The organism is Burkholderia sp. BCC0419, from assembly GCF_902830285.1.
In the GTDB taxonomy this organism is placed as follows: domain Bacteria; phylum Pseudomonadota; class Gammaproteobacteria; order Burkholderiales; family Burkholderiaceae; genus Burkholderia.
In genome coordinates this window covers 1,003,451-1,027,260 of sequence record NZ_CADESR010000001.1, presented here as the reverse complement: position 1 = coordinate 1,027,260, position 23,810 = coordinate 1,003,451, and the positions used below count along the sequence as shown (strand labels likewise).

Sequence of the window (23,810 nt, the reverse complement as noted above, 5' to 3'; positions counted from 1 at the left end):
CCGTCAGCAGATTTATATTCGACGCAGACATACCCGGTAAAATGGTCAAATCATCTGATCCATATATTTCTGGATATACCTTCTCGCGACGAGGCACGCCATGGACTGGACCCACCGGCTGCGGCTGCGGCATCTGCAGGTACTGTTGAGCGTGGCCGGCACCGGCAATCTGAGCCAGTCGGCGGTCGCGCTCGCGACCACGCAGCCGGCGCTGTCGAAGTGGCTGAAGGAGCTGGAAGAGGATGTCGGGCTGCCGCTGTTCGAGCGACATGCGCGCGGGCTGCGGCCGACGCCTTACGGCGAAGCGCTGATCGAGCATGCGCGCCGCGTCGAAGCGCAGCTCGACATCGCGCGCGACGACATGGCCGCGTTGCGCGAAGGCGGCAGCGGCCTCGTGACGATCGGCACGTCGGGCGTCGCGGCGGCCGACACGGTGCCGTTCGCGGTGTCGCAGTTGCTGAAACGGATGCCGCGCGCGCAGGTGCGGCTCACCGAAAGCACGATGAACCAGCTGATGCCGCAGCTCGCGCGCAGCGAACTCGACATCGTCGTTGGCCGCTCGGGTTCGACGTCCGTCGATCCGCTGCTGCATGCCGAAGCGCTGTACGTCGATCCGGTCGTGTTCGTCGCGCGGCCCGACCACGCGCTGGCCGGCGCGGCGTCGCTCGGCTGGGACGACGTGCTCGCCTATCCGTGGATCGTGTGGCCGGCGGGCACGCCCGTCCACAATGCGCTGGAAGCCGCACTGAAAGCCGCCGGCCGCGTGCAGCCGCCGCACTGCGTCGAATCGAATTCGTCGATCCTGAACCTCACGCTGCTGAACAACACCGACCTGCTCGGCGTCGCCTCGCACCGCCCCGCACGACGCTTCGCGCAACTGAACGCGATCCGGATCCTGCCGATGGAGCTCGAGGGCCAGGGCGCGGTGTCGATGTACTGGCACCCCGACAGCGCGAACCGCGCGGCCGTGGCCGCGACGATCGAGTGCCTGCGCGCCTGTGCGGCGCCGCAGGTCGGCGGATGGGAAAAAGTGAAGGTGGAGTAACGGGCGCGGCCCGGCACGAACCCGGCCGCTTCACCGCAACGCTCATGCGTCACGCATCATGCGCCGTCGCAGGACCCGGTGCCGTCGAGCATCAGCGTGCCGACCCGCGCGGGCACGAGCGGCGTGCGCGGCGCCGGCGGCGTCCAGCCGAACAGCGCCTGCGCGGCCGCGCCGCACACGCGGCCCTGGCACGCGCCCATCCCGCAACGCGACTGCAGTTTGGCAGCCGTCCAGCCTGGTTCCCGCGCGACCGCATCGAACCGCACGTCTTCGCAACGACACAGCAGCGTGTCGGGCCGCGCGAGCCGGCGGATCGGCTCCCGGATCGCGAAGCACTCGCGGACGGCATCTGCGAACGCCTGCCAGTGCGCGCGCCGTGCGACGAGCGCGGCCAGTTGTGCGGTCTGCCCGGTCGCCGCGTAGCCGGCGATTTCACCTTCGATCATCGCCAGCTCGCTGCCGCCGACGCCCGTGCACTCGCCCGCCGCGAAATACCCGTCGCGGCTCGTGCGCTGGTATGCATCGACCGCCACCGCGCCGTGCTCGACCCGGCAGCCAAGATGGCGCGGCAGCACGGTATTCGGCACGAGGCCGAAGCCGCACGCGAGCCGGTCGCAGTCGACGTCGAATTCGCGATCGCCGCGACGGATCCGCACACGTTCCAGCCGCTGGTCGCCGAATGCCTCCACGACGTACGCGTCGGGCCGATACGCGGCCGTGACGAGCTTCGCGGCCTGCGCGAGCTTCGACGGCCAGCGCCACAGCCCCGCGCCGAAGCCGGCCACGTCGCCCCATGCGGCCTGTTCGAGCACGTGCGGCACGCGCGCGCCGGCCTGCCGGGCCGTCGCCGCGCTCGCCAGCAGCAGCGGCCCGCTGCCCGCGATCACCGTGCGCTGCCCGCGCACGTCGAGCCCGTACTTGATCAGCGCCTGCAAACCGCCCGCGCCGGTCACGCCCGGCAGCGTCCAGCCCGGAAACGGCAGCAGCAGCTCGCGCGCGCCGCAGCAGAGAATCAGCGTCCGGAAATCGAGCAGCAGCCCGCGTTCGTCGTCTTCGAGCAGCAGCGTGCCCGGCCGCGTTTCGGCGACGATGCGGGTCGCCGCGAGATGCGTGACGTTCGGCTGCCGCAGCACGGCGACGCGTTCAGCAGCGGCCGGCGTCGGTGCGGCCGCTGCCGGCTGCCGCCAGATCTGCCCGCCCGCCCGCGGGTTGTCGTCGACGATCGCAATCGTTGCACCACTTTGTGCGGCCGCCCGCGCGGCCGACAGCCCGGCCGGCCCCGCGCCGACGATCGCGACGTCGACGCTCAGTCGTTCCTGTTTCATCGCGTGCGCTCCACCTGCATGCCGTCGCGGCACAGCGTCTGGCACGCCAGCCGGCGCCGGCCGTCGATCGTCATCCGGCATTCCTGGCAGATGCCCATCCCGCAAAACGGCGCACGCGCCGCGCCCGTGCACGACACGCGCGTCGTGTCGTCGCCGCTCGCCGCGACAGCGGCCGCGACGGTCGCGCCGTCGGCCACCGTCAGCGCGCGGCCGTCCAGATGAATGATCATGTCAGCCTCCGCCGGGCCGCCCCAACGGGGCTGACCGCCCTCGCGGGGGGCGCCTTGCATGGGACCGGAGTAAGCGCTGAAGCACCCACTCCGGTCGACAGCGAACGATGTGAGCGTGGGGGTCGTTTCATGTCAGCGCTCCGGCGACAGGGGACGCGGTCAGGAAGCGTCCCGGCAAATACGGTTCGATATCGATGGCCGGCCGCTCGCCGGCCATCAGCGCGGCGACGAGCCGCGCGCTGCCCGGCGCGGTCGTCACGCCGAGCCCTTCGTGCCCGACCGCGAGCCACACGCCCGGCCGCGCCGGGTGCTCACCGAGCAGCGGCAGGCCGTCGGGGCTGGCGGCGCGGAAGCCCGTCCATGCGCGGATGCCGTTCAGGTCGGCCAGATCCGGCAGATAGCCGACCGCGCGGCGCAGCATCCGCGCGAGCACGGGCGGCTCGACCTGCGCATCCTCGGTGTCGAACTGGCGCGACGAGCCGATCAGCAACTGGCCGGTCGGCCGCGGCTGCACGTTGAACGCGACCGACGTGCCGTCGCTCGCGTGCGCGCTCGCCGCATAGCCGAGCTCGACGAGCTGGTGCGACACGTGGCCCGGATAGCGGTCGGTAATCAGCAGATGGCCCTTTTTCGGGCGCAGCGGCAGTTCGGGCAGCAGCGTGCGCGCCGCGACACCATTCGCGACGACCACCCGCTCCGCGCGCAGCACGTCGCCGCTCGCGAGCGTCACGCTCGGGCCATCGACCACGACGGCCCGCTCGCGGCGCAACGTGACGCGCGGCGCGCGCTGCAGCAGCCAGTTCGCGGCAACGGGCGCATAGAGGATCGCGTCGCCCGGAATCTTCAGCGCGCCGCCGAGGCCCGCGCGCAGCATCGGCTCCAGTTGCGCGAGCGCTGCCGCGTCGATCAGCTCGCCGGCCACGCCGTGCGCGGCGAGCGTCGCCTGCTTCGCGCGTGCGAGATCCATCTCGTGCGCATCGGCCGCGAGCCACAGCGTGCCGCAGTTGCGGTATGCGCAGCCGTCGGGCATCTCGCCGCTCAACGCGCGCCACAGTTCGATCGAGTAATGGCTCAGCGCGAGCTCGGCCGCGTTGTCGTCCATCGCGACGAGGTGCCCCATGCCCGCGCCGGTCGCGCCGCCGCTCGCGTCGTCGACGACGAGCACGCGCAGCCCGCGCTGCGCGAGTTCGTGCGCGCACGCCGCGCCGACGATGCCGGCGCCGATCACGACGACGTCGGTCTTCGTTTCGCTCACGCCCCGATACCCCAGCCGAACGGATCGTCTTCGTCGATCAGCAGCGTCGCTTCCGCGCTCAGGTGCGCGCTGCCGCGAATCGTCGGCACGATGCCGCCGTCGGCCAGCTCGTAGCTCGCGTGGAACACGCTGCCGATCACGCTCGCCTGCCGCCACACGGCGCCCGGCGCGAGCTTGCCGTCGGCCGCGAGGCACGCGAGCTTCGCGCTGGTGCCGGTGCCGCACGGTGAACGGTCGTAGGCGAGGCCCGGGCACAGCACGAAGCTGCGGCTGTCGTGTTCGGGATCGTCGGCGAACAGCTCGATGTGGTCGATCTCGCCACCGTTCGCGCCGGCGATGCCCGCGCGTTCGAGCCCTGCGCGCACCGCCGACGCATACGCGGTGAGCGCCGCGACGTTGTCGCCGGCGACGCGCTGCCCGTGCTCGCTGATCAGGAAGAACCAGTTGCCGCCCCACGCGACGTCGCCCTTCACGGGGCCGTATCCCGGCACGTCGAGCGCGACACCCTGCGCATGGCGATACGCGGGCACGTTGCGCACGCTGACCGACAGATCGTCGTGCAGCGTCGCCTCGACGGTGCCGACCGGCGTCTCGATCCGGTGCACACCGGGCGCGATGCGCCCCATGTGATGCAGCGTGCGCACGACGCCGATCGTGCCGTGCCCGCACATCCCGAGATAGCCGCTATTGTTGAAGAAGATCACGCCGGCCGCCGCGTCGGCCGCTACCGGGTCGCACAGCAGCGCGCCGACCAGCACGTCGCTGCCGCGCGGCTCGAGGATGCACGCGGTGCGGTAACGGTCGTGCTCGCGCGCGAGCACGTCGCGCCGCTCGGCCATCGTGCCGTTGCCGAGCGACGGAAAGCCGGACACGACGAGCCGAGTGGGTTCGCCGCCCGTGTGCGAATCGATGATCTGGATGCGCTTCATCATGAGCTGTCCGAAGTGGGGAAAGGAGCATAGCTTCCTCCGTCGCGCGTCCGTCCGCTTGTGGCTTTTCGATGAGGACGACGACGAAATCGGCATAGTGCGACGCGCCCTTCGCGCCCCTGCCGGCCGCTGTGCCGATTTCGTCATTTTGCTCCGCGATACGACTCAAGCGTGATGGGCGTTTGCGCGGCGATACTGGTTGCCACACCGACACACCCGTCGGCCGACCGATACGAACGTAGGAGATTTCAGTGAGCCGCAAAGCCATTCAGTGGACCGGGGTGTTCCCGGCCGTCAGCACCCAGTTCAAGCCGGACTTTTCCCTCGACATCGACGCCACGCACCGCGTGGTCAAGAACCTGGTGAACGACGGCGTGTCGGGCCTCGTGGTCTGCGGCACGGTCGGCGAAAACACGTCGCTGTCGACGAGCGAGAAGCTCCAGGTGATCGAAGCCGCACGCGACGCGGCCGGCGGCAAGATTCCGGTGATCGCCGGCATCGCCGAATTCACGACCGAATTCGCGCGCAACACGGTGCGCGAAGCGCAGCGCGTCGGCGTCGACGGCGTGATGGTGATGCCCGCGCTCGTGTACTCGGCCAAGCCGCACGAAACCGCCGCGCACTTCCGCGCGGTCGCGACGAGCACCGACCTGCCGGTGATGGTCTACAACAACCCGCCGATCTACAAGAACGACGTGACGCCCGACGTGCTGATCGCGCTGCAGGATTGCGAGAACATCGTCTGCTTCAAGGATTCGTCGGGCGATACGCGGCGCTTCATCGACCTGCGCAACGCGGTCGGCGATCGCTTCGTGCTGTTCGCGGGCCTCGACGACGTCGTGGTCGAGAGCATCGCGGTCGGCGCCGAAGGCTGGGTGTCGGGCATGTCGAACGCGTTCCCGAAGGAAGGCGAGACGCTGTTCCGCCTCGCGAAGCAGAAGCGCTTCGACGAAGCGCTCGCGCTGTACCGCTGGTTCATGCCGCTGCTGCACCTCGACGCCCGCCCGGACCTCGTGCAGTGCATCAAGCTGTGCGAAGAGCTGGTCGGCCGCGGCAGCGCGGTCACGCGGCCGCCGCGCCTCGCGCTGCAAGGCGACACGCTCGCGGAAGTGAAGGCCATCGTCGCGAAGGCGCTCGAAACGCGCCCCGCGCTGCCCGACGTCGGTCTCTGACCGACGCCCCTGCGGCGGCGCGCGGGCTTGCCCGGTGCGTCGCCGTCCGTGGTCCGGCATGGCCTGCGGGCCCGCTCGCCCCGGCGCCAGCGCGCGCCGCGCGTGAACGGGCCGCGGCCCGCCCCGGTCGTTCGAACCGGGCGACGCCGGCCGGCACGCGTGCGCGCTGCTCCGTCGGAGCGCGCGCCACGCGCGCCTGCACCGACATTCCCCAGGAGACAAGCCCATGCCAGGCCAAGGCAACGCACACCCGTCTGTCCCGCTTTCCCGTTCCGCGCACCCCGGCGCGGGTCACGGCAAGTTCAAGAAACAGCTGTCGCTGACCGATCTCACGTTCATCGGTCTCGGCGCCATTTTCGGTTCGGGGTGGCTGTTCGCCGCGAGTCACGTGTCGACGATCGCGGGGCCGGCCGGCATCTTCTCGTGGCTGCTCGGGGGCTTCGCGGTGCTGCTGCTCGGCATCGTCTACTGCGAACTCGGCGCCGCGCTGCCGCGCGCCGGCGGCGTGGTGCGTTACCCGGTGTTCTCGCACGGCCCGCTGCTCGGCTACCTGATGGGCTTCATCACGCTGATCGCGTTCTCGAGCCTGATCGCGATCGAAGTCGTCGCCGCGCGCCAGTACGCGGCCGCATGGTTTCCGGGCCTCACGGTCGAAGGATCGAGCGACCCGACCACACTCGGCTGGCTCGTGCAGGCCGCACTGCTCTGCTTCTTCTTTTACCTGAACTATTCGAGCGTGAAGACGTTCGCGAAGGCGAACAACATCATCAGCGTCTTCAAGTTCATCGTGCCGCTTGCGGTGATCGGCGTGCTATTCACGTTCTTCAAGCCCGCGAACCTGACCGTGCACGGCTTCGCGCCGTTCGGCATGCCGGGCATCGAGATGGCCGTGTCGGCCGGCGGCATCATCTTCGCGTATCTCGGGCTCACGCCGATCGTGTCGGTCGCGAGCGAGGTGCGCAATCCGCAGCGCACGATCCCGATCGCGCTGATCCTGTCGATCCTGCTGTCGACGCTGATCTACGTGCTGCTGCAGCTCGCGTTCATCGGCAGCATCCCGACGACGATGCTCGCCGGCGGCTGGCACGACGTGAGCAAGGCGTTCTCGCTGCCGTACCGCGACATCGCCCTCGCGCTCGGCGTCGGCTGGCTCGCGGTGATGGTCGTCGCCGACGCGATGATCTCGCCGAGCGGCTGCGGCAACATCTACATGAACGCGACGCCGCGCGTCGTCTACGGCTGGGCGAAGACGGGCACGTTCTTCAAGGTGTTCACGCGCGTCGACGAAGCGTCGGGCATCCCGCGCGCGGGCCTGTGGCTCACGTTCGGCCTCGCGATCTTCTGGACGCTGCCGTTCCCGTCGTGGGAAGCGCTGATCAACATCGTGTCGGCCGCGCTGGTGCTGAGCTATGCGGTCGCGCCGGTGTCGGTCGCCGCGCTGCGCCGCACCGCGCCCGACCTGCCGCGGCCGTTCCGCGCCAGCGCGTTCGGCCTCACCGGCCCCGCGTCGTTCGTGATCGCCGCGCTGATCGTCTACTGGTCGGGCTGGAGCACGGTGTCCTGGCTGCTCGGCCTGCAGATCGTGATGTTCGCGATCTATCTCGCGTGCCGCCGCTGGGTGCCGACCGCGCACCTGAGCCTCGCCGAGCAAGTGCGTTCGTCCGCGTGGCTGATCGCGTTCTATGCGGCGATGATCGTGCTGTCGTATCTCGGCGGCTTCGGCGGCACGGGCCGGCTCGCGCATCCGTACGACACGGTCGTCGTCGCGGCCGTCGCGCTCGTCATCTACTACTGGGGCGCCCACACCGGCGTGCGCGCCGACAAGCTGCAGCTCGACGACGACGAGGACTGACGCGCCCGCGCCCTTTTTCCCCTTCCATCGGCCGGGCGCAGCACGCCCGGCCCTGCTTTTTTCCGAGGAAAATCATGCAACTCACAGGTCAGATCCTGATCGGCCAGTCGGCCGTCGCCGGACAGAACGGCACCCTCCACGCAATCGCCGCCGCCACCGGCGAACCGCTCGAACCGGCGTTCGGCGGCGCGAGCCTGCACGACCTGGAAACGGCGTGCGCGCTCGCCGACGACGTGTTCGACACCTATCGCGAAACGTCGCTCGAAGCACGCGCCGCGTTCCTCGACGCGATCGGCCGCCACATCATGACGCTCGGCGACGCCCTGATCGAGCGCTGCGTCGTTGAAACCGGGCTGCCGCGCGCGCGCATCGAAGGCGAACGCGGCCGCACGGTCGGCCAGCTCGCGCTGTTCGCGTCGCTCGTGCGGGACGGCGGTTTCCTCGATGCGCGCATCGATCCGGCGCGCCCCGAACGCAAGCCGCTGCCGCGCGTCGACCTGCGCTTGCGCAACGTCGCGGTCGGGCCGGTCGCCGTATTCGGCGCGTCGAACTTCCCGCTCGCGTTCTCGGTGGCCGGCGGCGACACGGCGTCGGCGCTGGCGGCCGGCTGCCCGGTGATCGTCAAGGCGCATTCCGCGCATCCGGGCACGTCGGAACTCGTCGGTCGCGCGATCCAGCAGGCCGCGCACGAATGCGGGATGCCGGCCGGCGTGTTCTCGCTGCTGTTCGACGCATCGCGCGAAATCGGCCAGGCGCTCGTCGCCGACCCGCGCATCAAGGCGGTCGGCTTCACCGGCTCGCGTCGCGGCGGCGTCGCGCTGATGCATATCGCGGCCGCGCGAGCCGAGCCGATCCCCGTCTATGCGGAAATGAGCTCGATCAATCCCGTGCTGCTGTGTCCTGCCGCGCTCGACGCGCGTCACGACACCATCGCATCGCAGTTCATCGCGTCGCTCACGCTCGGCGCCGGGCAGTTCTGCACGAACCCGGGCCTCGTGCTCGCGGTCGACGGCCCCGCGCTGCGCGCGTTCGAAGCCGCGGCAGCCGACGCGGTGCGCGCGACGGCCGCACAGACGATGCTGACACCCCATATCCACGCGAGCTATGCGCAAGGCGTCGCGGCGCTGCGCGATCACGATGCGGTCGAGCGGCTGGCCGAAGGCGCGGAAGGCGGCCGTCACCAGGCCCGCGCGGCGCTGTTCGCAACGTCCGCCGATGCGTTCGTCGCGCGCCCCGAATTGCGCGACGAAGTGTTCGGCCCCGCATCGCTGATCGTGCGCTGTCCGGACGCCGACACGCTGCATCGCGTGCTGAAGTCGCTCGAAGGCCAGCTGACGATCGCCGCTCATCTCGCCGACGGCGACGCGGCGCTGTTCGCCGCGCTGCGCCCGACGCTCGAACGCAAGGCCGGCCGCATTCTCGTCAACGGCTTCGGCACGGGCGTCGAGGTCGGCCACGCGATGGTACACGGCGGCCCGTTCCCGGCGACGTCCGACACGCGCACGACGTCGGTCGGCGCACGCGCGATCGAGCGCTTCCTGCGCCCCGTGTCGTACCAGGACCTGCCGGACGCGCTGCTGCCGGACGCGATCCGCAGCAGCAATCCGCTGCGCGTGCCGCAACGCATCGACGGCGTGCCCGCCCCGCGCGAGGTGAACCATGTCTGAGCACACCGCCGAAGTCGTCCTGTCGCTCGATGAAGTCCACACGCTCGCGCTGCGCGTGCTGACGCACAACGGGATGTCCGACGCGCATGCGCGGGCCATCGCCAACGTGATCACGCAGGGCCAGCGCGACGAATGCCATTCGCACGGCGTGTACCGGCTGCTCGTCTGCGTGCGGTCGCTGAAGAAGGGCAAGGTCGATCCGCAGGCCGTGCCGACGCTGCGCCGGCTGTCGTCGTCGATCGTCGCGGTCGACGCGCATCGCGGCTTCTCGCTGCTGAGCTTCGAGACCGGGCTGCCCGTGCTGGTCGAGATGGCGAAGCAGCACGGCATCGCCGCGATGGCGATCAACCATTGCTACCACTTCTCCGCGCTGTGGCCCGAGGTCGAGGCGATCGCGGCCGAGGGGCTGGTCGGCATCGCGATGAACCCGAGCCATAGCTGGGTCGCGCCGGAAGGCGGCCGCGAGCCCGTATTCGGCACCAACCCGATCGCGTTCGCGTGGCCGCGCCCGGGCGGCGAGCCGTTCGTGTTCGATTTCGCGACGAGCGCGATCGCGCGCGGCGACATCGAGCTGCACGCGAAGCAAGGCAAGGCGATTCCGTCGCACTGGGCGATCGACGCCGACGGCCAGCCGACCACCGACCCGAAGGCCGCGCTGCAAGGCGCGATGCGCACGTTCGGCGGCCACAAGGGTTCGGCGCTCGCGGCGATGGTCGAACTGCTCGGCGGCGCGCTGATCGGCGACATGACGAGCCGGGAATCGATGGATTTCGACGAAGGCGTCGGCGCGACGCCGTGCCATGGCGAACTCGTGATCGCGTTCGATCCGAAGGTGTTTCTCGGCGACGATCTCGACGCGGGGCGCGCGCGCGGCGAGCGGATGTTCGAATCGATCGTCGCGCAGGGCGCGCGGCTGCCGTCGCAACGGCGCTTCGACGCCCGCGCGCGCAGCATCGCGAACGGCGTGCGGATTCCGAAGGCGCTGTACGACGAAATCCTGACGCTGCTCGACTGACGCGCGATCGAGCGGCACGGCGCGGCTTCATCGTCGGCGGAACGGGCGATGAAGCCGCCGCCCGGTTGCGCCGGCGATGGCCTGCGTCGAACTTCGTGCTCGGGGAACTTGGTGCACTTGGCCGCTGTCCGGTGCGCCACCCGCGCCACCCGCGCCACCCGCGCCACCCGCGCCACCCGCGCCACCCGCGCCACCCGCGCCACCCGCGCCACCCGCGCCACCCGCGCCACCCGCACCACCCGCACCGCTCGCCCGCTCCCGCCGGCGCCGCAGGCCCGGCGGCTGTGGGATAATCATCGAGTTTGCCCAGGGCGCAGCTCAAGAGGTTGTTCGCACGGGCGCGAGAGAGGCCTTTATTCCCGAGCCTCCACCCTTTTCCCGCGATATTTCTTCAGCCATCACCATGCCCACTTACCGTTCCAAAACCTCTACCGCCGGCCGCAACATGGCAGGTGCGCGCTCGCTGTGGCGCGCCACCGGCATGAAAGACGACGATTTCTCGAAGCCGATCATCGCGGTCGTCAACTCGTTCACCCAGTTCGTGCCCGGGCACGTGCACCTGAAGGATCTCGGCCAGCTCGTCGCGCGCGAGATCGAGGCTGCCGGCGGCGTCGCGAAGGAATTCAACACGATCGCGGTCGACGACGGCATCGCGATGGGCCACGACGGCATGCTGTATTCGCTGCCGAGCCGCGACATCATCGCCGACTCGGTCGAATACATGGTGAACGCGCACTGCGCGGACGCGATGGTGTGCATCTCGAACTGCGACAAGATCACGCCGGGGATGCTGATGGCCGCGATGCGCCTGAACATTCCGGTGATCTTCGTGTCGGGCGGCCCGATGGAAGCCGGCAAGACGCGCCTCGCGAACCCGGTCACCAAGGCCATCGAACTGAAGAAGCTCGACCTCGTCGACGCGATGGTGATCGCGGCCGACCAGTCGTATTCGGACGCCGACGTCGCCGAAGTCGAACGCTCCGCGTGCCCGACCTGCGGCTCGTGCTCGGGCATGTTCACCGCGAACTCGATGAACTGCCTGACCGAAGCGCTCGGCCTGTCGCTGCCCGGCAACGGCACGGTGGTCGCCACGCACGCCGATCGCGAACAGCTGTTCAAGCGTGCCGGCCGCCGCATCGTCGAACTGACGCGCCAGCACTACGAGCAGGACGACGAACGCGTGCTGCCGCGCTCGGTCGGCTTCAAGGCGTTCGAGAACGCGATGACGCTCGACATCGCGATGGGCGGCTCGACCAACACGATCCTGCACCTGCTGGCGATCGCGCGGGAAGCCGACATCGACTTCACGATGAAGGACATCGACCGCCTGTCGCGCACCGTGCCGCAGCTGTGCAAGGTCGCGCCGAACACGAACAAGTACCACATCGAGGACGTGCACCGCGCAGGCGGGATCATGGCGATCCTCGGCGAGCTCGAGCGCGCCGGCAAGCTGCACACCGACGTGCCGACCGTGCACGCGCCGACGCTGAAGGACGCGCTCGACCAGTGGGACATCGTGCGCACGCGGGACGACGCGGTCCGCACGTTCTACCTCGCCGGCCCGGCCGGCATCCCGACGCAGGTCGCGTTCAGCCAGGACACGCGCTGGCCGAGCCTCGACCTCGACCGTGCCGAAGGCTGCATCCGCTCGTACGAGCATGCGTTCTCGAAGGAAGGCGGCCTCGCCGTGCTGACGGGCAACATCGCGCTCGACGGCTGCGTGGTGAAGACGGCCGGCGTCGACGAGAGCATCCTCGTGTTCGAGGGCTCGGCCCACGTGACCGAATCGCAGGACGAGGCGGTCGAGAACATCCTGAACGACAAGGTCAAGGCCGGCGACGTGGTGATCGTGCGCTACGAAGGCCCGAAGGGCGGCCCGGGCATGCAGGAAATGCTCTACCCGACCAGCTACATCAAGTCGAAGGGGCTCGGCAAGGCGTGCGCGCTGCTGACGGACGGCCGTTTCTCGGGCGGCACGTCGGGCCTGTCGATCGGGCACTGCTCGCCGGAAGCGGCAGCGGGCGGCGCGATCGGCCTCGTGCGCGACGGCGACCGGATCCGCATCGACATTCCGAACCGCACGGTCGACGTGCTGGTATCGGACGAGGAACTGGCGCGCCGCCGCGAAGAGCAGAACGCGAAAGGCTGGAAGCCCGCGCAGCCGCGTCCGCGCAAGGTGTCCGCGGCGCTGAAGGCGTACGCGAAGCTGGTCATGTCGGCCGACAAGGGCGCGGTGCGCGACCTGTCGCTGCTCGACGACTGATGCGAGACGGCGGGTCGTGCGAACGGCCTGCCCGCCCGATCAGAAAGCCGCTCTCCGGAGCGGCTTTTTTTCATCCGTTGCCCGGAGAACCCGCAGCGCCGGCGCCATCAGTGCCGGAGTTCGTCGGGGCCGCCGCCTCCACCACCGCCGTGGTTGCCGCCGCCGTTTCCACCGCCTTGAGGTCGCGCATAACCGCCGCCGCCCCCGCCTCCCTGCCGCCCCGGCGGTGGCATCGGGTGGCCCTCGCCGCCCGGCGCGGGCGGTGGACGCAGCACGGCCGGCGGCGGACTGGCCGGACGCGCATTGCCCGCTCCACCCGGCATCGGCGTCGGCGCTGGCGCAGCCGGCGGCGGACTGGCCGGACGCGCATTACCCGCCCCACCCGGCATCGGTGTCGGCGCCGGCGCAGCCGGCGGCGGCACGCGATTCGCACCATTCCAGCCGCCGCGCGTCGCCGACGGCCGCGTGTCATGCACGGGCGGCGGGCCACCCGGCGCGACCTGCATCGGCGCGCCCGGTTGCGGACGCCCGTGCCCCGGCGGCATGCCTCCCGGGCCGAGCCTCGGCTCCGGACGATGCGCCCAGCGATCGCGGTCCGGATACCACGGGCGGTGCCGGTAATAGCGATCCCAGTACGCGCCGATCGCGAATCCGGTCACCGGCACGCCGATGATCGCGCCATACTCGAGCAACGGCACGTAGCTGCCCTGGTAGGGATAGTCGAGCAACTGCGCATCGATCCAGCCGCGCACGCCCGGCAGCGCGACGTCGCACCATGCGTAGTTGCTCAGGCAGCCGAATACGTCCAGCGCGGTGCCGGGCGGAAGCTGCGCGACCACCGGATAATCGGGTGCCGGCCCGGCATACAGCTCGGCCGGCGAATTCGTGTAAGCGCTGCTTTGCGCATCGGCGACGCCCGGTGCGGCCGCGAGGCCGGCCAGGACGACGCACAGACTTCGGACAATCGTGTTCTTCATGATGCTCTCCCGCGCCGTGCCGCCGCGCGCCGGTCAGTGCCGATGGCCGCCGCCCCAGTGACCGCCACCCCAATGCCCGCCGCCCCACGGACGATGCCAGTACCCGCCGCGCCCGCCCCAGTATCCGCCGCCGCCCCAGCGGCCCCAGAAGCCGATCGTCACGGGCGGCCCGTACCAGCCGGAGTAGTACGCCGGGTAGTAATACGGATACGGCGGCGGCACGTAGGCCGGCGCGACATACACCGGCACCGCCGGGCCGGCGTCGACCTGCGCCTGAGGCACGGTCGACGGGACCGGACCGGGCGTAGCCGGTGCGGTTGGAATTTCGCGCTGCGTCACGGTGGCGGGCACCGGCGCGTAATAAGGTGCATAACCGTACGGGCTCGTGTAGTAGCAGCCGCCAAGCGCCAGTGCGGCCAGCGCGACGACGGCGGGCCTCGCGGCGGAAATCGGGTTCATCTCGTGCTCCGGCAGAATCCGCGCGTCGCCGCCGGGCGCGCGCCTGACTCTAGCTTACGTCCCCTGCAGATTTCCGCGCGTATGATCGGTTACTTTTTGTTTCCTGCTCCGCACGGCGAAGCAGGCACGCTGCGTGCTGGCCCGTCCGCGGCACCGGCGTTGAAGTTGGCGCAAATGCCCTCAACTTGAACGATGTCGGGCTGACCGGCGCGGACGGGCGTCCGCGACCCACCGGCAACCGCAAACCGGCGAGCTTCGGCCCGCCCAGACAGGAACGCGGCTCGCGCCGCCATCGACATGACTACGCCACGCCCCACTCCCCGGGCGGACACACCGCTCGATCCGATCATCCAGTTGCTGGCGCTCGCCGGCGAGCAGGGTTATCTGACGCACGCCGACCTCGTCGACGCGCTGCCGCCCGAAAGCGACAGCCCCGACGCGCTCGACGTCGTGCGCGCCGCGCTTGCCGACATCGGCATCGCGGTACTCGACGAGCCGGCCGTGCCTGCACCGTTCGCCGGCGCGGCGCCGGTCGAGGTCGATCGCGACGCGCTCGACGAAGGCCGGGCCATGCTCGGCGACCTCGCGCGCGGCACGAGCGCGTCGACCGATCCGCTCGCGCTCTACATGCGGCGCATGCACGCGGTGCCGCTGCTCACGCGCGAAGGCGAAATCGTGCTCGCCCGCGAGATCGAGACGGGCCGCCATCAGGTCCTGCATGCGATCGCCGGCTATCCGCCCGCGGTCGACGCGCTGCTCGAGCGTCATCGTGCAACGGGCGGCACCGGCACAACCGGCTCGCCCGATGACGACGACGCCGGCACGCCCGCGCCCGCCCGCTACGACGCGCTGCACGCAGCGGTGTCGACGCTGCGCGGCGCATTGCATGCGCATGGCAGCCGTTCGGCCGAATACCGCGACGCACGCAACCACGTGGCCGCCCTGCTCGGTTCGCTCGCGTGGGTCGCGCCGGCCGTCGACGGCGCGAGCCGTACCGTACGCGCACTCGCGGCCGCCCCGCACGATCCGTCGGCGGTCGACGCAGCGTGCTTCGACGCGGTCGCACGGCGCGCGCTCGCGGCCGCGCTGAGCGACGGCCAGCAGAAGGTGCGCGACGCGACGCGTGCGATGCTCGAGGCGAACCTGCGGCTCGTGCTGTCGATCGCGCGCAAGTACCTGAACCGCGGCGTCGACCTGTCCGATCTCGTGCAGGACGGCTGCCTCGGCCTGATGCGCGCGATCGAGAAATTCGAATACCGGCGCGGGTTCAAGTTCTCGACCTACGCGACCTGGTGGATTCGCCAGGCGATCGCGCGCGCGGTCGCGGATCGCTCGCGCACGATCCGCGTGCCGGTGCACGTCGGCGACCAGTACCAGCGCGTGCAGCGGCATGCGCTGCGCTTTCGCCAGCGCACGGGCCGGCGGGCCACGCCGGCCGAGCTCGCGGCCGAAACCGGCCTCGACGAAGGCAAGCTGCGCGCGGTGCTCGCGCTGCCCGCCGAGCCGGTTTCGCTCGACACGCCGCTGCCCGATGCGGACACCGGCCTCGTGGAACTGATCGAGGATCAGGCCTCGGCCAGCCCGTTCGAGCAGCTGGCCGACACGCGCATGCGCGAATGCGTGCGGTCGCTGCTGCAGTCGGTCACGCCGACCGAGGCCGACGTGCTGCGCCGGCGGTTCGGCCTCGGCGGCGCCGAGCCCGACACCTACGACGCGATCGCGCAGGATGCTGGGATGTCGCGGGAGCGTGTGCGGCAGATCGAGAAACGGGCGCTCGCCGCGCTGCGCACGGCCGCCGAGGCCGAGAACGCGCAGTCGTTTCTCGACGCTTGACCGCATCGCGCGCAGTGCACGGTCATGCCGCGTTCCGGCACGACCGTGCGCTTCGCGGCTGTGCTACGTTTGTCATTGACGCACATCAAGTTTTCTTCATCGCGCATCGCGACAATGGTTGACAGCCGACCGGCGCATCGCTCGCCGCGTCCATTCCGTTTGTGCTTTCCGGGTCCCTCGCCATGCAGTCGACCGTCAGCCAGACGTACGAGGAAAACCGGCCTATCGCGGCCTGCTTGCGCGAGGCCGCGCAGTGGCTCGTCGACCAGGGTGCGAACCCGTACCGGGTCGCCGCGTACCGCGCGGCGGCCGATACGGTCGACGCGCTCGACCGCGACATCCGCAGCGTGTTCGAAACCGGCGGCGTCGACGCGCTCGGCGCGCTGCCCGACATCGGCGCGGGCGTCGCGCAGGCGATCGCCGAGCTGCTGGTGACGGGGCGCTGGCGCCAGCTCGACCGCTTGCGCGGCGACGCGGAACGCGCGTCGGCCTTCGAAGCGGTGCCGGGCATCGGCCACGCGCTCGCGCTGCGCATTCATGACGCACTGCACATCGACACGCTGGAGGAACTCGAACGCGCGGCCCGCAACGGCCAGCTCGAAACGATCTCCGGTGTCGGCCCGCGGCGCGCGGTCGGCATCCGCGCCGCGCTCGACGACGTGCTGAGCCGCCGCCGGCGCTGGCAAGGTCACATGCGACACGCCGGCCCCGGTACGGAACCGCCCATCGAATTGCTGCTTTACATCGATCGCCAGTACCGCAACAAGGCGGCCGCCGGCGTGCTGCCGAGGCTCACGCACCGGCGCCTGAACGCGGACGCCTACGTGCCGCCGCCCGTAATGCACATGACCAAGGGCGGCTGGCATTTCACGGTGCTGAGCCAGCATGCCGCGATGCGTACGCCGGAAGCCGGGCGCCCGATCGACTGGGTCTCGCTCTACTTCTACGACGCCGTGCAGTGCGAGCACCAGCGCACCGTGTTCACCGAAACGGACGGCGCGCTCGTCGGCAAGCGGATCGTGCGCGGGCGCGAGATGGAATGCCGCGTGTATTACGCGGGATGAATCATGCGTCGGATGCTTCGCCGACGTCGAATGCCGTGTCGAGCAGGGACGCGACCTCGCGACATGCACGGGTAAGTGCGCGTGAACGGCGATCGGCATGGTCCGGATCGAAATCGAACGACGTCGAATACGACACGTCATCGGCAGCCTTTCCCCGGTTCGGCACGTCGAACCATACCGTCACCCTGTAGCCGCCCGCGCGCATCGCGCGGGCTCGCCGCCTACATGCCTTCCGCCTTCGTGCGGCGTGCCGGACGACGATGCGCCGCAACGCGCAGCAGCTTCTGGAACGACGGGCATTCGAGATGGTTCGCCGCCGGGCACGCGGCCGCATACCGCAGCGCATCGCGCACGGCGCCGAGACGGCGGATCGTGCAGTCGATCTCGTCGGCCTTGTCGTCGAGCTTCGCGCGGTCGATCTCGGGCCGGCCGTCCGCGCCGACCATCGCGAGGATGTCGTCCAGCGAAAATCCGGCCTCCCGGCCGAGCGCGATCAGCGCCAGGCGCTCCAGCACCGACGCGTCGTATTGCCGCCGCAGCCCGTGCCGGCCGATCGGGACGATCAACCCCTTTTCCTCGTAGTAGCGCAGCGTCGACGCGGGCAACCCCGTGCGCCGCGCGACGTCCGCAATGTCCAGTCGGCTCATGCTTGACCTCAAGTGAACTTGACGTTGCAAGATAGTCGCTCGACTCCATGAAGACAAGCCCGGACCACCATGAAACCGTTGAACCCGCGTCGTATTCCGCCGTGCCGCATCGCCATTACCGTCCACCGCGGAGGTGCGCGATGAGCATGCCCGACGTCCTGCTCGAACTGCTGTTGATCGGCGCGGGCGCCACGCTGTTGATGGATCTGTGGACGCTGTTCCGGCGGCGTGCGTTCGGCATTCCGTCGCTCGACTACGCACTGGTCGGCCGCTGGCTCGGCCACATGACGCACGGCCGGTTCCGGCATGCGTCGATCGGCGCCGCCGCCCCCGTGGCCGGTGAACGCGCGCTCGGCTGGGTCGCGCATTACGCGATCGGCATCGCGTTCGCGGCACTGCCCGTGCTGATCGCCGGCCCGGCGTGGATCGATGCGCCGACGCCGCTCCCCGCGCTCGTCGCCGGGCTCGCGAGCGTGGTCGCGCCGTTCTTCGTGATGCAGCCAGCGTTCGGCTTCGGCATCGCGGCGTCGCGCACGCCGCAGCCGAGCGTCGCTCGCCGGCGCAGCCTCGTCACACATCTGTCGTACGGGGTGGGGCTCTATCTAGCGGCGTACACGCTCGCGGCACTGGCCCGTTGACCCGCACGCCGGCGTGCCCTCAGCCGCCCCTGTCCGCCTCGTGCAAGCCGGACAAGATCACCTGCCGTCGCCGCGCTGCGCCGTTTCCTCGTAACGATCGAGCGCGTCGAGCAGTTTGCCCGGCCGGCTCATCTCGGCCCGCAGCCTGGCGGCTTTCTCGATATCGGCCGGCGCGGTGAGCTTCGCGCCCTGATCGAGGTACTCCTGCGCACGCGTCTCGCCTGCGGCGGCAGCCAGCCCCAACAATGCATTCGCGGCGATCGGATCGTATGCGACACCGCTGCCCGCGTAGTACTGCACGCCCAGCCGGAACAGCGAGGTCGCCGCACCCTCGGCCGCGGCCAGCCGATACCAGCTCACCGCTTCGGCGTCATCCTTGCGCACGCCCTGCCCGTTTTCGTACATCAGCCCGAGATTGTTCTGCGCGTTCGCGTAACCCTGTTCCGCGGCGAGTCGATACCACTTGAATGCCTCGGTGTCGCTCTGCTTCACGCCGCGCCCGCTGTCATACAGGTAGCCGAGGGCGTTCTGCGCCTGCGGATCGCCCTGGTCGGCCGCGCGCCGATACCATTTGGCGGCTTCCGCGACATCCTGCGGCACGCCCGTCCCGGCGTCGTACATCATGCCCAGATACAGCTGCCCCCTCGGCAGGCCCTGTTCGGCCGCGCGCCGGTAGAGCCGCACCGCTTCCGCGCTATCCTGCGGCGCGCCTTCGCCATCCTCGTACGCGCGACCGAGATTGCACAACGCATTCGCATGGCCCTGCGCGGCCGCGCGCCGATACCAGCTCACGGCCTCCGCACGGCTTTGCGCGACGCCGACGCCGGTTTCGTACAGCGTGCCGAGATTGTTCTGCGAGGCCGCATCGCCCTGATCGGCGGCCCGCCGGTACCATTTCACGGCTTCGGCGGGATTCTGCTCGACGCCGTCGCCGTGCTCATACATCAGCGCGACGCTGAATTCGCCATCCAGGTCGCCGTGCTGCGCCTTCGCCATCGCTGCGTCGAACGCCGCGGGCGCATCGTCGTGTCCGAGCCAGGCGATGCCGATTCCGAGGATCAGTACGATTGCGAGCGCGATGAGGATCGCAATACGGGTCTTCCGGCCGATTCGTCGTGCCTGGGTCATCTCTCAGTGTTCTCTTTTTTGTGGTTGCACGCGGTACGCCCGGCCGGGCGCCCGCGTCACTCGCCGCCGCAGTCGATCAGGTTACGGCGCACGCGCCCGAGCAGCCGCACCAGCGTATCGCGCTCGTCGGACGTGAAGCCGCGCAGCCCGTCGTCGGCGACGGTATCGCCCACTTCCAGCATCTGCGGAAAGATCTCGCGCGACTTGTCGGTCAGCCGGATCACGAACGCGCGGCGGTCGTCGTCGTTCGCGACACGCTCGATCCAGCCATAGCTTTCCATCCGGTCGAGCAGCCGCGTGAGCGAGATCGGCGTGATCTCGAGCCATTCGGCGAGCCGCGCCTGGTTCATCTCGCCCTTCCACGTCAGGTACGCGAGCACGCGGCTTTGCGCCCGCGTCAGCCCGATGCGCTTCGCGCGCCGGTCGAACAGGCGTCCGTTCAGGCGGGCCACGTCGGCGATCAGGTAACCGATCCGGTTCTCGTAGGTCTTGTCCATGCGGCGATTATAGGGTCAAGCCGGAACCGGCCCGCGGCTCGCACCCCAGCAATAAGCTTCTACATAATAAGCATGCTTATAATTTGCGCCATGCCGGATCGCCGCCCACGGCGACCGCCCCACGGAGACGCCCCGCTTGAACCCCGCCGCCGACGCCCCCCCCCGCCTCGCCCGCCCTGAACCGGCCGATGCTGACCCTGTCGATCATGCTCGCCACGCTGATCCAGACCCTCGACAGCACGATCGCGAACGTCGCGCTGCCCCACATGCAGGGCACGCTGTCCGCGTCGCAGGACGAAATCACGTGGGTGCTGACCTCCTACATCGTCGCCGCGGCGATCGCGACGCCGCTTACCGGCTGGCTGTCCGACCGGCTGAGCGTGAAGCGGCTGCTGATCGTGTCGATCGCGGGCTTCACGGTGGCGTCGGCGCTGTGCGGGCTGTCGGAGACGCTCGTGCAGATCGTCGGCGCGCGGCTGCTGCAGGGTGTGTTCGGCGCCGCGCTGGTGCCGCTGTCGCAATCGATCTTGCTCGACATCAACCCGCGCGAGAAACAGGGCCAGGCGATGGCGATCTGGGGGATGGGCGTGATGGTCGGCCCGATCCTCGGCCCGACGCTCGGCGGCTGGCTCACCGATAGCTACAACTGGCGCTGGGTGTTCTTCATCAACGTGCCGATCGGCGCATTCGCGCTCGCCGGCGTGCTGACCTTCCTGCCGGCGCGCGCGCCGCGCCCGCACGTGAAATTCGACACGTTCGGCTTCGCGACGCTCGCGCTCGCGATCGGCGCGTTCCAGGCGATGCTAGACCGCGGCGAACAGCTCGACTGGTTCGGCTCGTACGAGATCCGCATCGAGGCGCTCGTCGCGGCGCTCGCCTTCGCGTTCTTCCTCGCGCATACGGCGACCGCCGGCAAGGCGTCGTTCTTCAAGTCGGAGTTGCTGCGCGACCCGAACTTCGCGACCGGCACGCTGTTCATCTTCGTGGTCGGCGCGGTGCTGTACGCGACGCGCGCGCTGCTGCCGCCGATGCTGCAGAACCTGATGGGCTACCCGGTCGCGACGACGGGCCTCGTCACCGCGCCGAGCGGCGCCGGCACGATGATCGCGATGCTGTTGGTCGGGAGGCTGATGAAATACGTGGATGCGCGGCTGCTGCTGCTCGCGGGGCTGCTGATTTCCGCGCTCGCGCTGTGGCAGATGATGCAGTACACGATCGTGCTGTCCGAAGCGGACATCGTGTGGCCCGGCGTGATCCAGGGCTTCGGCCTCGGGCTCGTGTTCGTGCCGTTGAGCGCGCTGTCGTTCTCGACGCTGCCGCCCGACCTGCGCGCGGACGGCACGGCCACCTACAGCCTGATGCGCAACATCGGCAGCAGTATCGGCATCTCGATCGTGCAGACGCTGATGACGCGCAATACGCAGGTCGCGCATGCCGACCTCGCGACCCACATCACGCCGTTCAACCCGGCCGTGCAGGCGATGGTCGGCAGCCGCGTCGACATCGCGCTGCTCGACCGCACGATCAATCAGCAGGCGACGATGATCGCGTACCTGAACGACTTCAAGCTGATGTTCGTCGCGACGCTGCTGATGATCCCGCTGTTGCTGCTGGTCCGCCCGCCGCAGAAAACGGCGAGCGTCGACGTCGCGCATGCGGCGATGGACTGACGGGCGCGCATGCGCCCGTCCGAGGCCGCGTCAGGCCTTCATCGTCCCGGTCCGCACGTAGCGCTCGTGCCACGACAGCGCCTCGGCGAGCAGATGCGGCGTGTGCTTGCCGAAGCTTTCGCGCGACGCGCGCTCGAAGTAGTCCTCGAGCATCGGCCGGTAGTCCGGGTGCGCGCAGGTCGCGATGATCTTGCGCGCACGCTGCTTCGGCGACAGGCCGCGCAGATCGGCCAGCCCCTGCTCGGTGACGACCACCGCGACGTCGTGCTCGGTATGGTCGACGTGGCTCGCCATCGGCACGATCCGCGAGATCGCCCCGCCCTTCGCGGTACTCGCCGACATGAAGCACGACAGATAGCCGTTGCGCGCGAAGTCGCCCGAGCCGCCGATGCCGTTCTGGATCTTCGTGCCCATCACGTGCGTCGAGTTCACGTTGCCGTAGATATCGGCCTCGATCATCCCGTTCATCGCGATGCAGCCGAGCCGGCGCACGAGTTCCGGATGGTTGCTGATCTCCTGCGGGCGCAGCACGATCTTCTCGCGGAACGTCGCGATTTCGTCGGCGAAACGCTGCACGGCGGCCGGGCTCAGCGACAGCGCGGTGGCCGACGCGAAGCTCAGCGTGCCGTCGTCGAGCAGGTCGAGCATGGCGTCCTGGATCACCTCGGTGTACGCGGTCAGGTTCGAGAAGCCGGCCGAGCTGAGTTCGGCGAGCACCGCGTTCGTGATGTTGCCGACGCCCGACTGCAGCGGCAGCAGGTTTTCCGGCAGGCGGCCGCGCTTCACTTCGTGGCGCAGGAAGTCGATCAGTTGCAGCGCGATCTCCTTCGACGTGGCATCCGGCGCGGAGAACGCATTGCTGCGGTCGGGCGCGTCGGTCTCGACGATCGCGACGATCTTGTCGGCCGGGCAGCGCAGGTACGGCTCGCCGATCCGGTCGTCGCTCTTCGTCAGCGGAATCGGCTTGCGGTGCGGCGGCAGCGCGGTGCCGTAGTAGATGTCGTGCATCCCGTCGAGGCCGAGCGGCTGGCGCGCGTTCACTTCGAGGATCACGTGCTTCGCGCGCTCGAGCCAGGTCTTGTTGTTGCCGATCGACGCGGACGGGATCAGCAGCCCGTCCTCGCGGATGCCCGCGACTTCGACGATCGCGACGTCGAGATCGCCGTACAGCCCGAACCACGCGTATTGCGCGACGTGACTCAGGTGAACGTCCTGGTAATCGACTTCGCCGGCGTTGATCTTGTCGCGCAACGTCGGGTCGGACTGGTACGGCAGCCGCATCGAGATGCCGTTGGTGCGGGCGAGCGCGCCGTCGAGTTCCGGTGCGGTCGACGCGCCCGTCAGCACGTTGATCCGGAAGTCCTCGCCGCGCGCGTGCGCCGCGTCGATGTGGGCGGCAAGCGCGGCCGGCACGGCCTTCGGATAGCCCGACCCGGTGAAGCCGCTCATCGCGACGGTCATGCCGGGGCGGATCAGCGCGGCGGCTTCGTCGGCGGTGCGGACGAGCGAACGCAGGGCGGGAGCGAGGATGCGTGATGAAGACATGGCTGGTTATCTGACGCTTGGGTCTGTCGTTGACGTCGCGGGGGGTGTCTCCTGAGCGACGCGAAGCCCTTGGGGCCGCGAGGGGCGGCCCGGCACCACGGGCACGGCCGGAGTATCGCAGAGGCCATCGCCGCGAAATGTCCGCTGGATGCAAAAGATCCTTGCCGGATTTGCCGGGTATCGAACGACCGTTCTGTGACAGGCGATCTGCCCGCGCCGGATGCACACGAAAGGTGTGCGAAAGCATCGGGCGAATCGCCGGTTCGCGATCACCGATTGATGCATATCAATCGATGCGTTTTCCATCGACATTGATGCCGCTTCGTTCGGCAATGGCCGATACCCGTCCGGCGCGGCCGATTGTCGCCCGATGCGGCTTTTCCGGGCCTGACCGAGATCAAGGTCGCATGCGCTGCGCGACGCCAGCCGACCGGCGCGAAAAATCCTGCCGTATCCGCCTGCGAGGCCCGTCCGGCCTTGACAGGCGCGCGACGCGAACCACACTGGAAGACGGGTCCGGCCGCCCGCTTGACCGCCCCGTTCGCCCATGCGTTTCTGGACCGGCCGATGCGCTCAAGACGCGGTAACACTCCCGCATG

The 23,810-nt window shown here is 69.7% G+C and carries 21 protein-coding genes; 10 read left to right on the top strand and 11 right to left on the bottom strand.

The genetic code is table 11. The annotated features are described in order from the left end of the window. The first annotated feature begins 100 nt into the window (after positions 1-100). Positions 101-1,045, top strand: a complete 945-nt coding sequence (locus HWW87_RS04540) for a LysR substrate-binding domain-containing protein (protein WP_175819417.1) — start codon at positions 101-103, stop codon at positions 1,043-1,045. Between the two features lie 56 nt (positions 1,046-1,101). Here the strand turns inward: HWW87_RS04540 and HWW87_RS04535 are convergent, their stop codons facing one another. From HWW87_RS04535 to HWW87_RS04520, 4 genes are all read right to left on the bottom strand, one after another. Continuing rightward, complete coding sequence (locus tag HWW87_RS04535) at positions 1,102-2,370, bottom strand: FAD/NAD(P)-binding oxidoreductase (protein WP_175819416.1); 1,269 nt, start codon at positions 2,368-2,370, stop codon at positions 1,102-1,104. Continuing rightward, positions 2,367-2,600, bottom strand: a complete 234-nt coding sequence (locus tag HWW87_RS04530) for a 2Fe-2S iron-sulfur cluster-binding protein (RefSeq protein WP_012338331.1) — start codon at positions 2,598-2,600, stop codon at positions 2,367-2,369. The genes HWW87_RS04535 and HWW87_RS04530 overlap by 4 nt, the downstream gene beginning before the upstream one ends. Before the next feature lie 127 nt (positions 2,601-2,727). After that, the gene (locus HWW87_RS04525; RefSeq protein WP_175819415.1) at positions 2,728-3,855 is read right to left on the bottom strand and encodes an FAD-dependent oxidoreductase; all 1,128 of its coding nucleotides are present in this window, start codon (positions 3,853-3,855) and stop codon (positions 2,728-2,730) included. Continuing rightward, positions 3,852-4,784: a 4-hydroxyproline epimerase gene (locus tag HWW87_RS04520; protein ID WP_175820672.1), complete on the bottom strand. Its 933-nt coding sequence runs from the start codon at positions 4,782-4,784 to the stop codon at positions 3,852-3,854. Before HWW87_RS04520 ends, HWW87_RS04525 begins: the two co-directional genes overlap by 4 nt. A gap of 251 nt (positions 4,785-5,035) precedes the next feature. On the opposite strand from HWW87_RS04520, the gene HWW87_RS04515 reads away from it, so the two are divergent. From HWW87_RS04515 to ilvD, 5 genes are all read left to right on the top strand, one after another. After that, entirely contained in the window at positions 5,036-5,956 is a 921-nt protein-coding gene (locus HWW87_RS04515; protein ID WP_059591384.1) for a dihydrodipicolinate synthase family protein, read from the top strand. Positions 5,957-6,182: 226 nt separating this feature from the next. Continuing rightward, positions 6,183-7,808 carry an APC family permease gene (locus tag HWW87_RS04510; protein ID WP_175819414.1) on the top strand — a complete coding sequence of 542 codons (1,626 nt, stop codon included), beginning with the start codon at positions 6,183-6,185 and terminating at the stop codon, positions 7,806-7,808. A gap of 74 nt (positions 7,809-7,882) precedes the next feature. Then, a complete protein-coding gene (locus HWW87_RS04505; RefSeq protein ID WP_175819413.1) occupies positions 7,883-9,475 on the top strand; it encodes an aldehyde dehydrogenase (NADP(+)) in 1,593 nt (530 codons plus the stop codon). Further along, positions 9,468-10,490, top strand: coding sequence for an Ldh family oxidoreductase (locus tag HWW87_RS04500; RefSeq protein ID WP_175819412.1), 1,023 nt, complete (start codon positions 9,468-9,470; stop codon positions 10,488-10,490). Before HWW87_RS04505 ends, HWW87_RS04500 begins: the two co-directional genes overlap by 8 nt. A gap of 403 nt (positions 10,491-10,893) precedes the next feature. Beyond that, positions 10,894-12,753: a dihydroxy-acid dehydratase gene (gene ilvD / locus HWW87_RS04495; RefSeq protein WP_175819411.1), complete on the top strand. Its 1,860-nt coding sequence runs from the start codon at positions 10,894-10,896 to the stop codon at positions 12,751-12,753. A 107-nt stretch (positions 12,754-12,860) separates the two neighbouring features. Here ilvD and HWW87_RS04490 read toward each other — a convergent pair whose 3' ends face one another. Beyond that, positions 12,861-13,730 carry an SH3 domain-containing protein gene (locus HWW87_RS04490; protein ID WP_175819410.1) on the bottom strand — a complete coding sequence of 290 codons (870 nt, stop codon included), beginning with the start codon at positions 13,728-13,730 and terminating at the stop codon, positions 12,861-12,863. Positions 13,731-13,763: 33 nt separating this feature from the next. Continuing rightward, on the bottom strand, positions 13,764-14,189 hold the full coding sequence (locus HWW87_RS04485; RefSeq protein WP_175819409.1) for a hypothetical protein: 426 nt from the start codon (positions 14,187-14,189) through the stop codon (positions 13,764-13,766). A 297-nt stretch (positions 14,190-14,486) separates the two neighbouring features. Here HWW87_RS04485 and HWW87_RS04480 point away from each other — a divergent pair, with 297 nt between their 5' ends. Continuing rightward, complete coding sequence (locus tag HWW87_RS04480) at positions 14,487-16,022, top strand: sigma-70 family RNA polymerase sigma factor (RefSeq protein ID WP_175819408.1); 1,536 nt, start codon at positions 14,487-14,489, stop codon at positions 16,020-16,022. A 182-nt stretch (positions 16,023-16,204) separates the two neighbouring features. Next, on the top strand, positions 16,205-17,086 hold the full coding sequence (locus HWW87_RS04475) for a helix-hairpin-helix domain-containing protein (protein ID WP_175819407.1): 882 nt from the start codon (positions 16,205-16,207) through the stop codon (positions 17,084-17,086). A 1-nt stretch (position 17,087) separates the two neighbouring features. Here HWW87_RS04475 and HWW87_RS04470 read toward each other — a convergent pair whose 3' ends face one another. Both HWW87_RS04470 and HWW87_RS04465 read right to left on the bottom strand, forming a co-directional pair. Further along, positions 17,088-17,291, bottom strand: a complete 204-nt coding sequence (locus tag HWW87_RS04470) for a hypothetical protein (protein ID WP_175819406.1) — start codon at positions 17,289-17,291, stop codon at positions 17,088-17,090. Positions 17,292-17,307: 16 nt separating this feature from the next. Next, on the bottom strand, positions 17,308-17,733 hold the full coding sequence (locus HWW87_RS04465) for a helix-turn-helix domain-containing protein (protein ID WP_175819405.1): 426 nt from the start codon (positions 17,731-17,733) through the stop codon (positions 17,308-17,310). 140 nt (positions 17,734-17,873) lie between these two features. Here HWW87_RS04465 and HWW87_RS04460 point away from each other — a divergent pair, with 140 nt between their 5' ends. Next, positions 17,874-18,371 (top strand): DUF2938 domain-containing protein, encoded by a 498-nt coding sequence (locus HWW87_RS04460; RefSeq protein ID WP_175819404.1) that lies wholly within the window; start codon positions 17,874-17,876, stop codon positions 18,369-18,371. Positions 18,372-18,428: 57 nt separating this feature from the next. Here the strand turns inward: HWW87_RS04460 and HWW87_RS04455 are convergent, their stop codons facing one another. Both HWW87_RS04455 and HWW87_RS04450 read right to left on the bottom strand, forming a co-directional pair. Then, a complete protein-coding gene (locus HWW87_RS04455; RefSeq protein WP_175819403.1) occupies positions 18,429-19,499 on the bottom strand; it encodes a tetratricopeptide repeat protein in 1,071 nt (356 codons plus the stop codon). Between the two features lie 56 nt (positions 19,500-19,555). Continuing rightward, entirely contained in the window at positions 19,556-19,996 is a 441-nt protein-coding gene (locus HWW87_RS04450) for a MarR family transcriptional regulator (RefSeq protein WP_174430771.1), read from the bottom strand. 188 nt (positions 19,997-20,184) lie between these two features. On the opposite strand from HWW87_RS04450, the gene HWW87_RS04445 reads away from it, so the two are divergent. Beyond that, positions 20,185-21,666 carry an MDR family MFS transporter gene (locus tag HWW87_RS04445; RefSeq protein WP_175819402.1) on the top strand — a complete coding sequence of 494 codons (1,482 nt, stop codon included), beginning with the start codon at positions 20,185-20,187 and terminating at the stop codon, positions 21,664-21,666. A gap of 30 nt (positions 21,667-21,696) precedes the next feature. Here HWW87_RS04445 and HWW87_RS04440 read toward each other — a convergent pair whose 3' ends face one another. Then, the gene (locus HWW87_RS04440) at positions 21,697-23,211 is read right to left on the bottom strand and encodes an acetyl-CoA hydrolase/transferase family protein (protein WP_174430769.1); all 1,515 of its coding nucleotides are present in this window, start codon (positions 23,209-23,211) and stop codon (positions 21,697-21,699) included. Between the last annotated feature and the right edge of the window lie 599 nt (positions 23,212-23,810).

Coding starts and splice junctions, on each gene's coding strand:
- HWW87_RS04540 (WP_175819417.1), top strand. CDS start 101: ATGGACTGGACCCACCGGCTGCGGCTGCGGCATCTGCAGGTACTGTTG.
- HWW87_RS04535 (WP_175819416.1), bottom strand. CDS start 2,370: ATGAAACAGGAACGACTGAGCGTCGACGTCGCGATCGTCGGCGCGGGG.
- HWW87_RS04530 (WP_012338331.1), bottom strand. CDS start 2,600: ATGATCATTCATCTGGACGGCCGCGCGCTGACGGTGGCCGACGGCGCG.
- HWW87_RS04520 (WP_175820672.1), bottom strand. CDS start 4,784: ATGAAGCGCATCCAGATCATCGATTCGCACACGGGCGGCGAACCCACT.
- HWW87_RS04510 (WP_175819414.1), top strand. CDS start 6,183: ATGCCAGGCCAAGGCAACGCACACCCGTCTGTCCCGCTTTCCCGTTCC.
- HWW87_RS04505 (WP_175819413.1), top strand. CDS start 7,883: ATGCAACTCACAGGTCAGATCCTGATCGGCCAGTCGGCCGTCGCCGGA.
- HWW87_RS04500 (WP_175819412.1), top strand. CDS start 9,468: ATGTCTGAGCACACCGCCGAAGTCGTCCTGTCGCTCGATGAAGTCCAC.
- ilvD (WP_175819411.1), top strand. CDS start 10,894: ATGCCCACTTACCGTTCCAAAACCTCTACCGCCGGCCGCAACATGGCA.
- HWW87_RS04490 (WP_175819410.1), bottom strand. CDS start 13,730: ATGAAGAACACGATTGTCCGAAGTCTGTGCGTCGTCCTGGCCGGCCTC.
- HWW87_RS04485 (WP_175819409.1), bottom strand. CDS start 14,189: ATGAACCCGATTTCCGCCGCGAGGCCCGCCGTCGTCGCGCTGGCCGCA.
- HWW87_RS04480 (WP_175819408.1), top strand. CDS start 14,487: ATGACTACGCCACGCCCCACTCCCCGGGCGGACACACCGCTCGATCCG.
- HWW87_RS04475 (WP_175819407.1), top strand. CDS start 16,205: ATGCAGTCGACCGTCAGCCAGACGTACGAGGAAAACCGGCCTATCGCG.
- HWW87_RS04470 (WP_175819406.1), bottom strand. CDS start 17,291: ATGCGCGCGGGCGGCTACAGGGTGACGGTATGGTTCGACGTGCCGAAC.
- HWW87_RS04465 (WP_175819405.1), bottom strand. CDS start 17,733: ATGAGCCGACTGGACATTGCGGACGTCGCGCGGCGCACGGGGTTGCCC.
- HWW87_RS04460 (WP_175819404.1), top strand. CDS start 17,874: ATGAGCATGCCCGACGTCCTGCTCGAACTGCTGTTGATCGGCGCGGGC.
- HWW87_RS04455 (WP_175819403.1), bottom strand. CDS start 19,499: ATGACCCAGGCACGACGAATCGGCCGGAAGACCCGTATTGCGATCCTC.
- HWW87_RS04450 (WP_174430771.1), bottom strand. CDS start 19,996: ATGGACAAGACCTACGAGAACCGGATCGGTTACCTGATCGCCGACGTG.
- HWW87_RS04445 (WP_175819402.1), top strand. CDS start 20,185: ATGCTGACCCTGTCGATCATGCTCGCCACGCTGATCCAGACCCTCGAC.
- HWW87_RS04440 (WP_174430769.1), bottom strand. CDS start 23,211: ATGTCTTCATCACGCATCCTCGCTCCCGCCCTGCGTTCGCTCGTCCGC.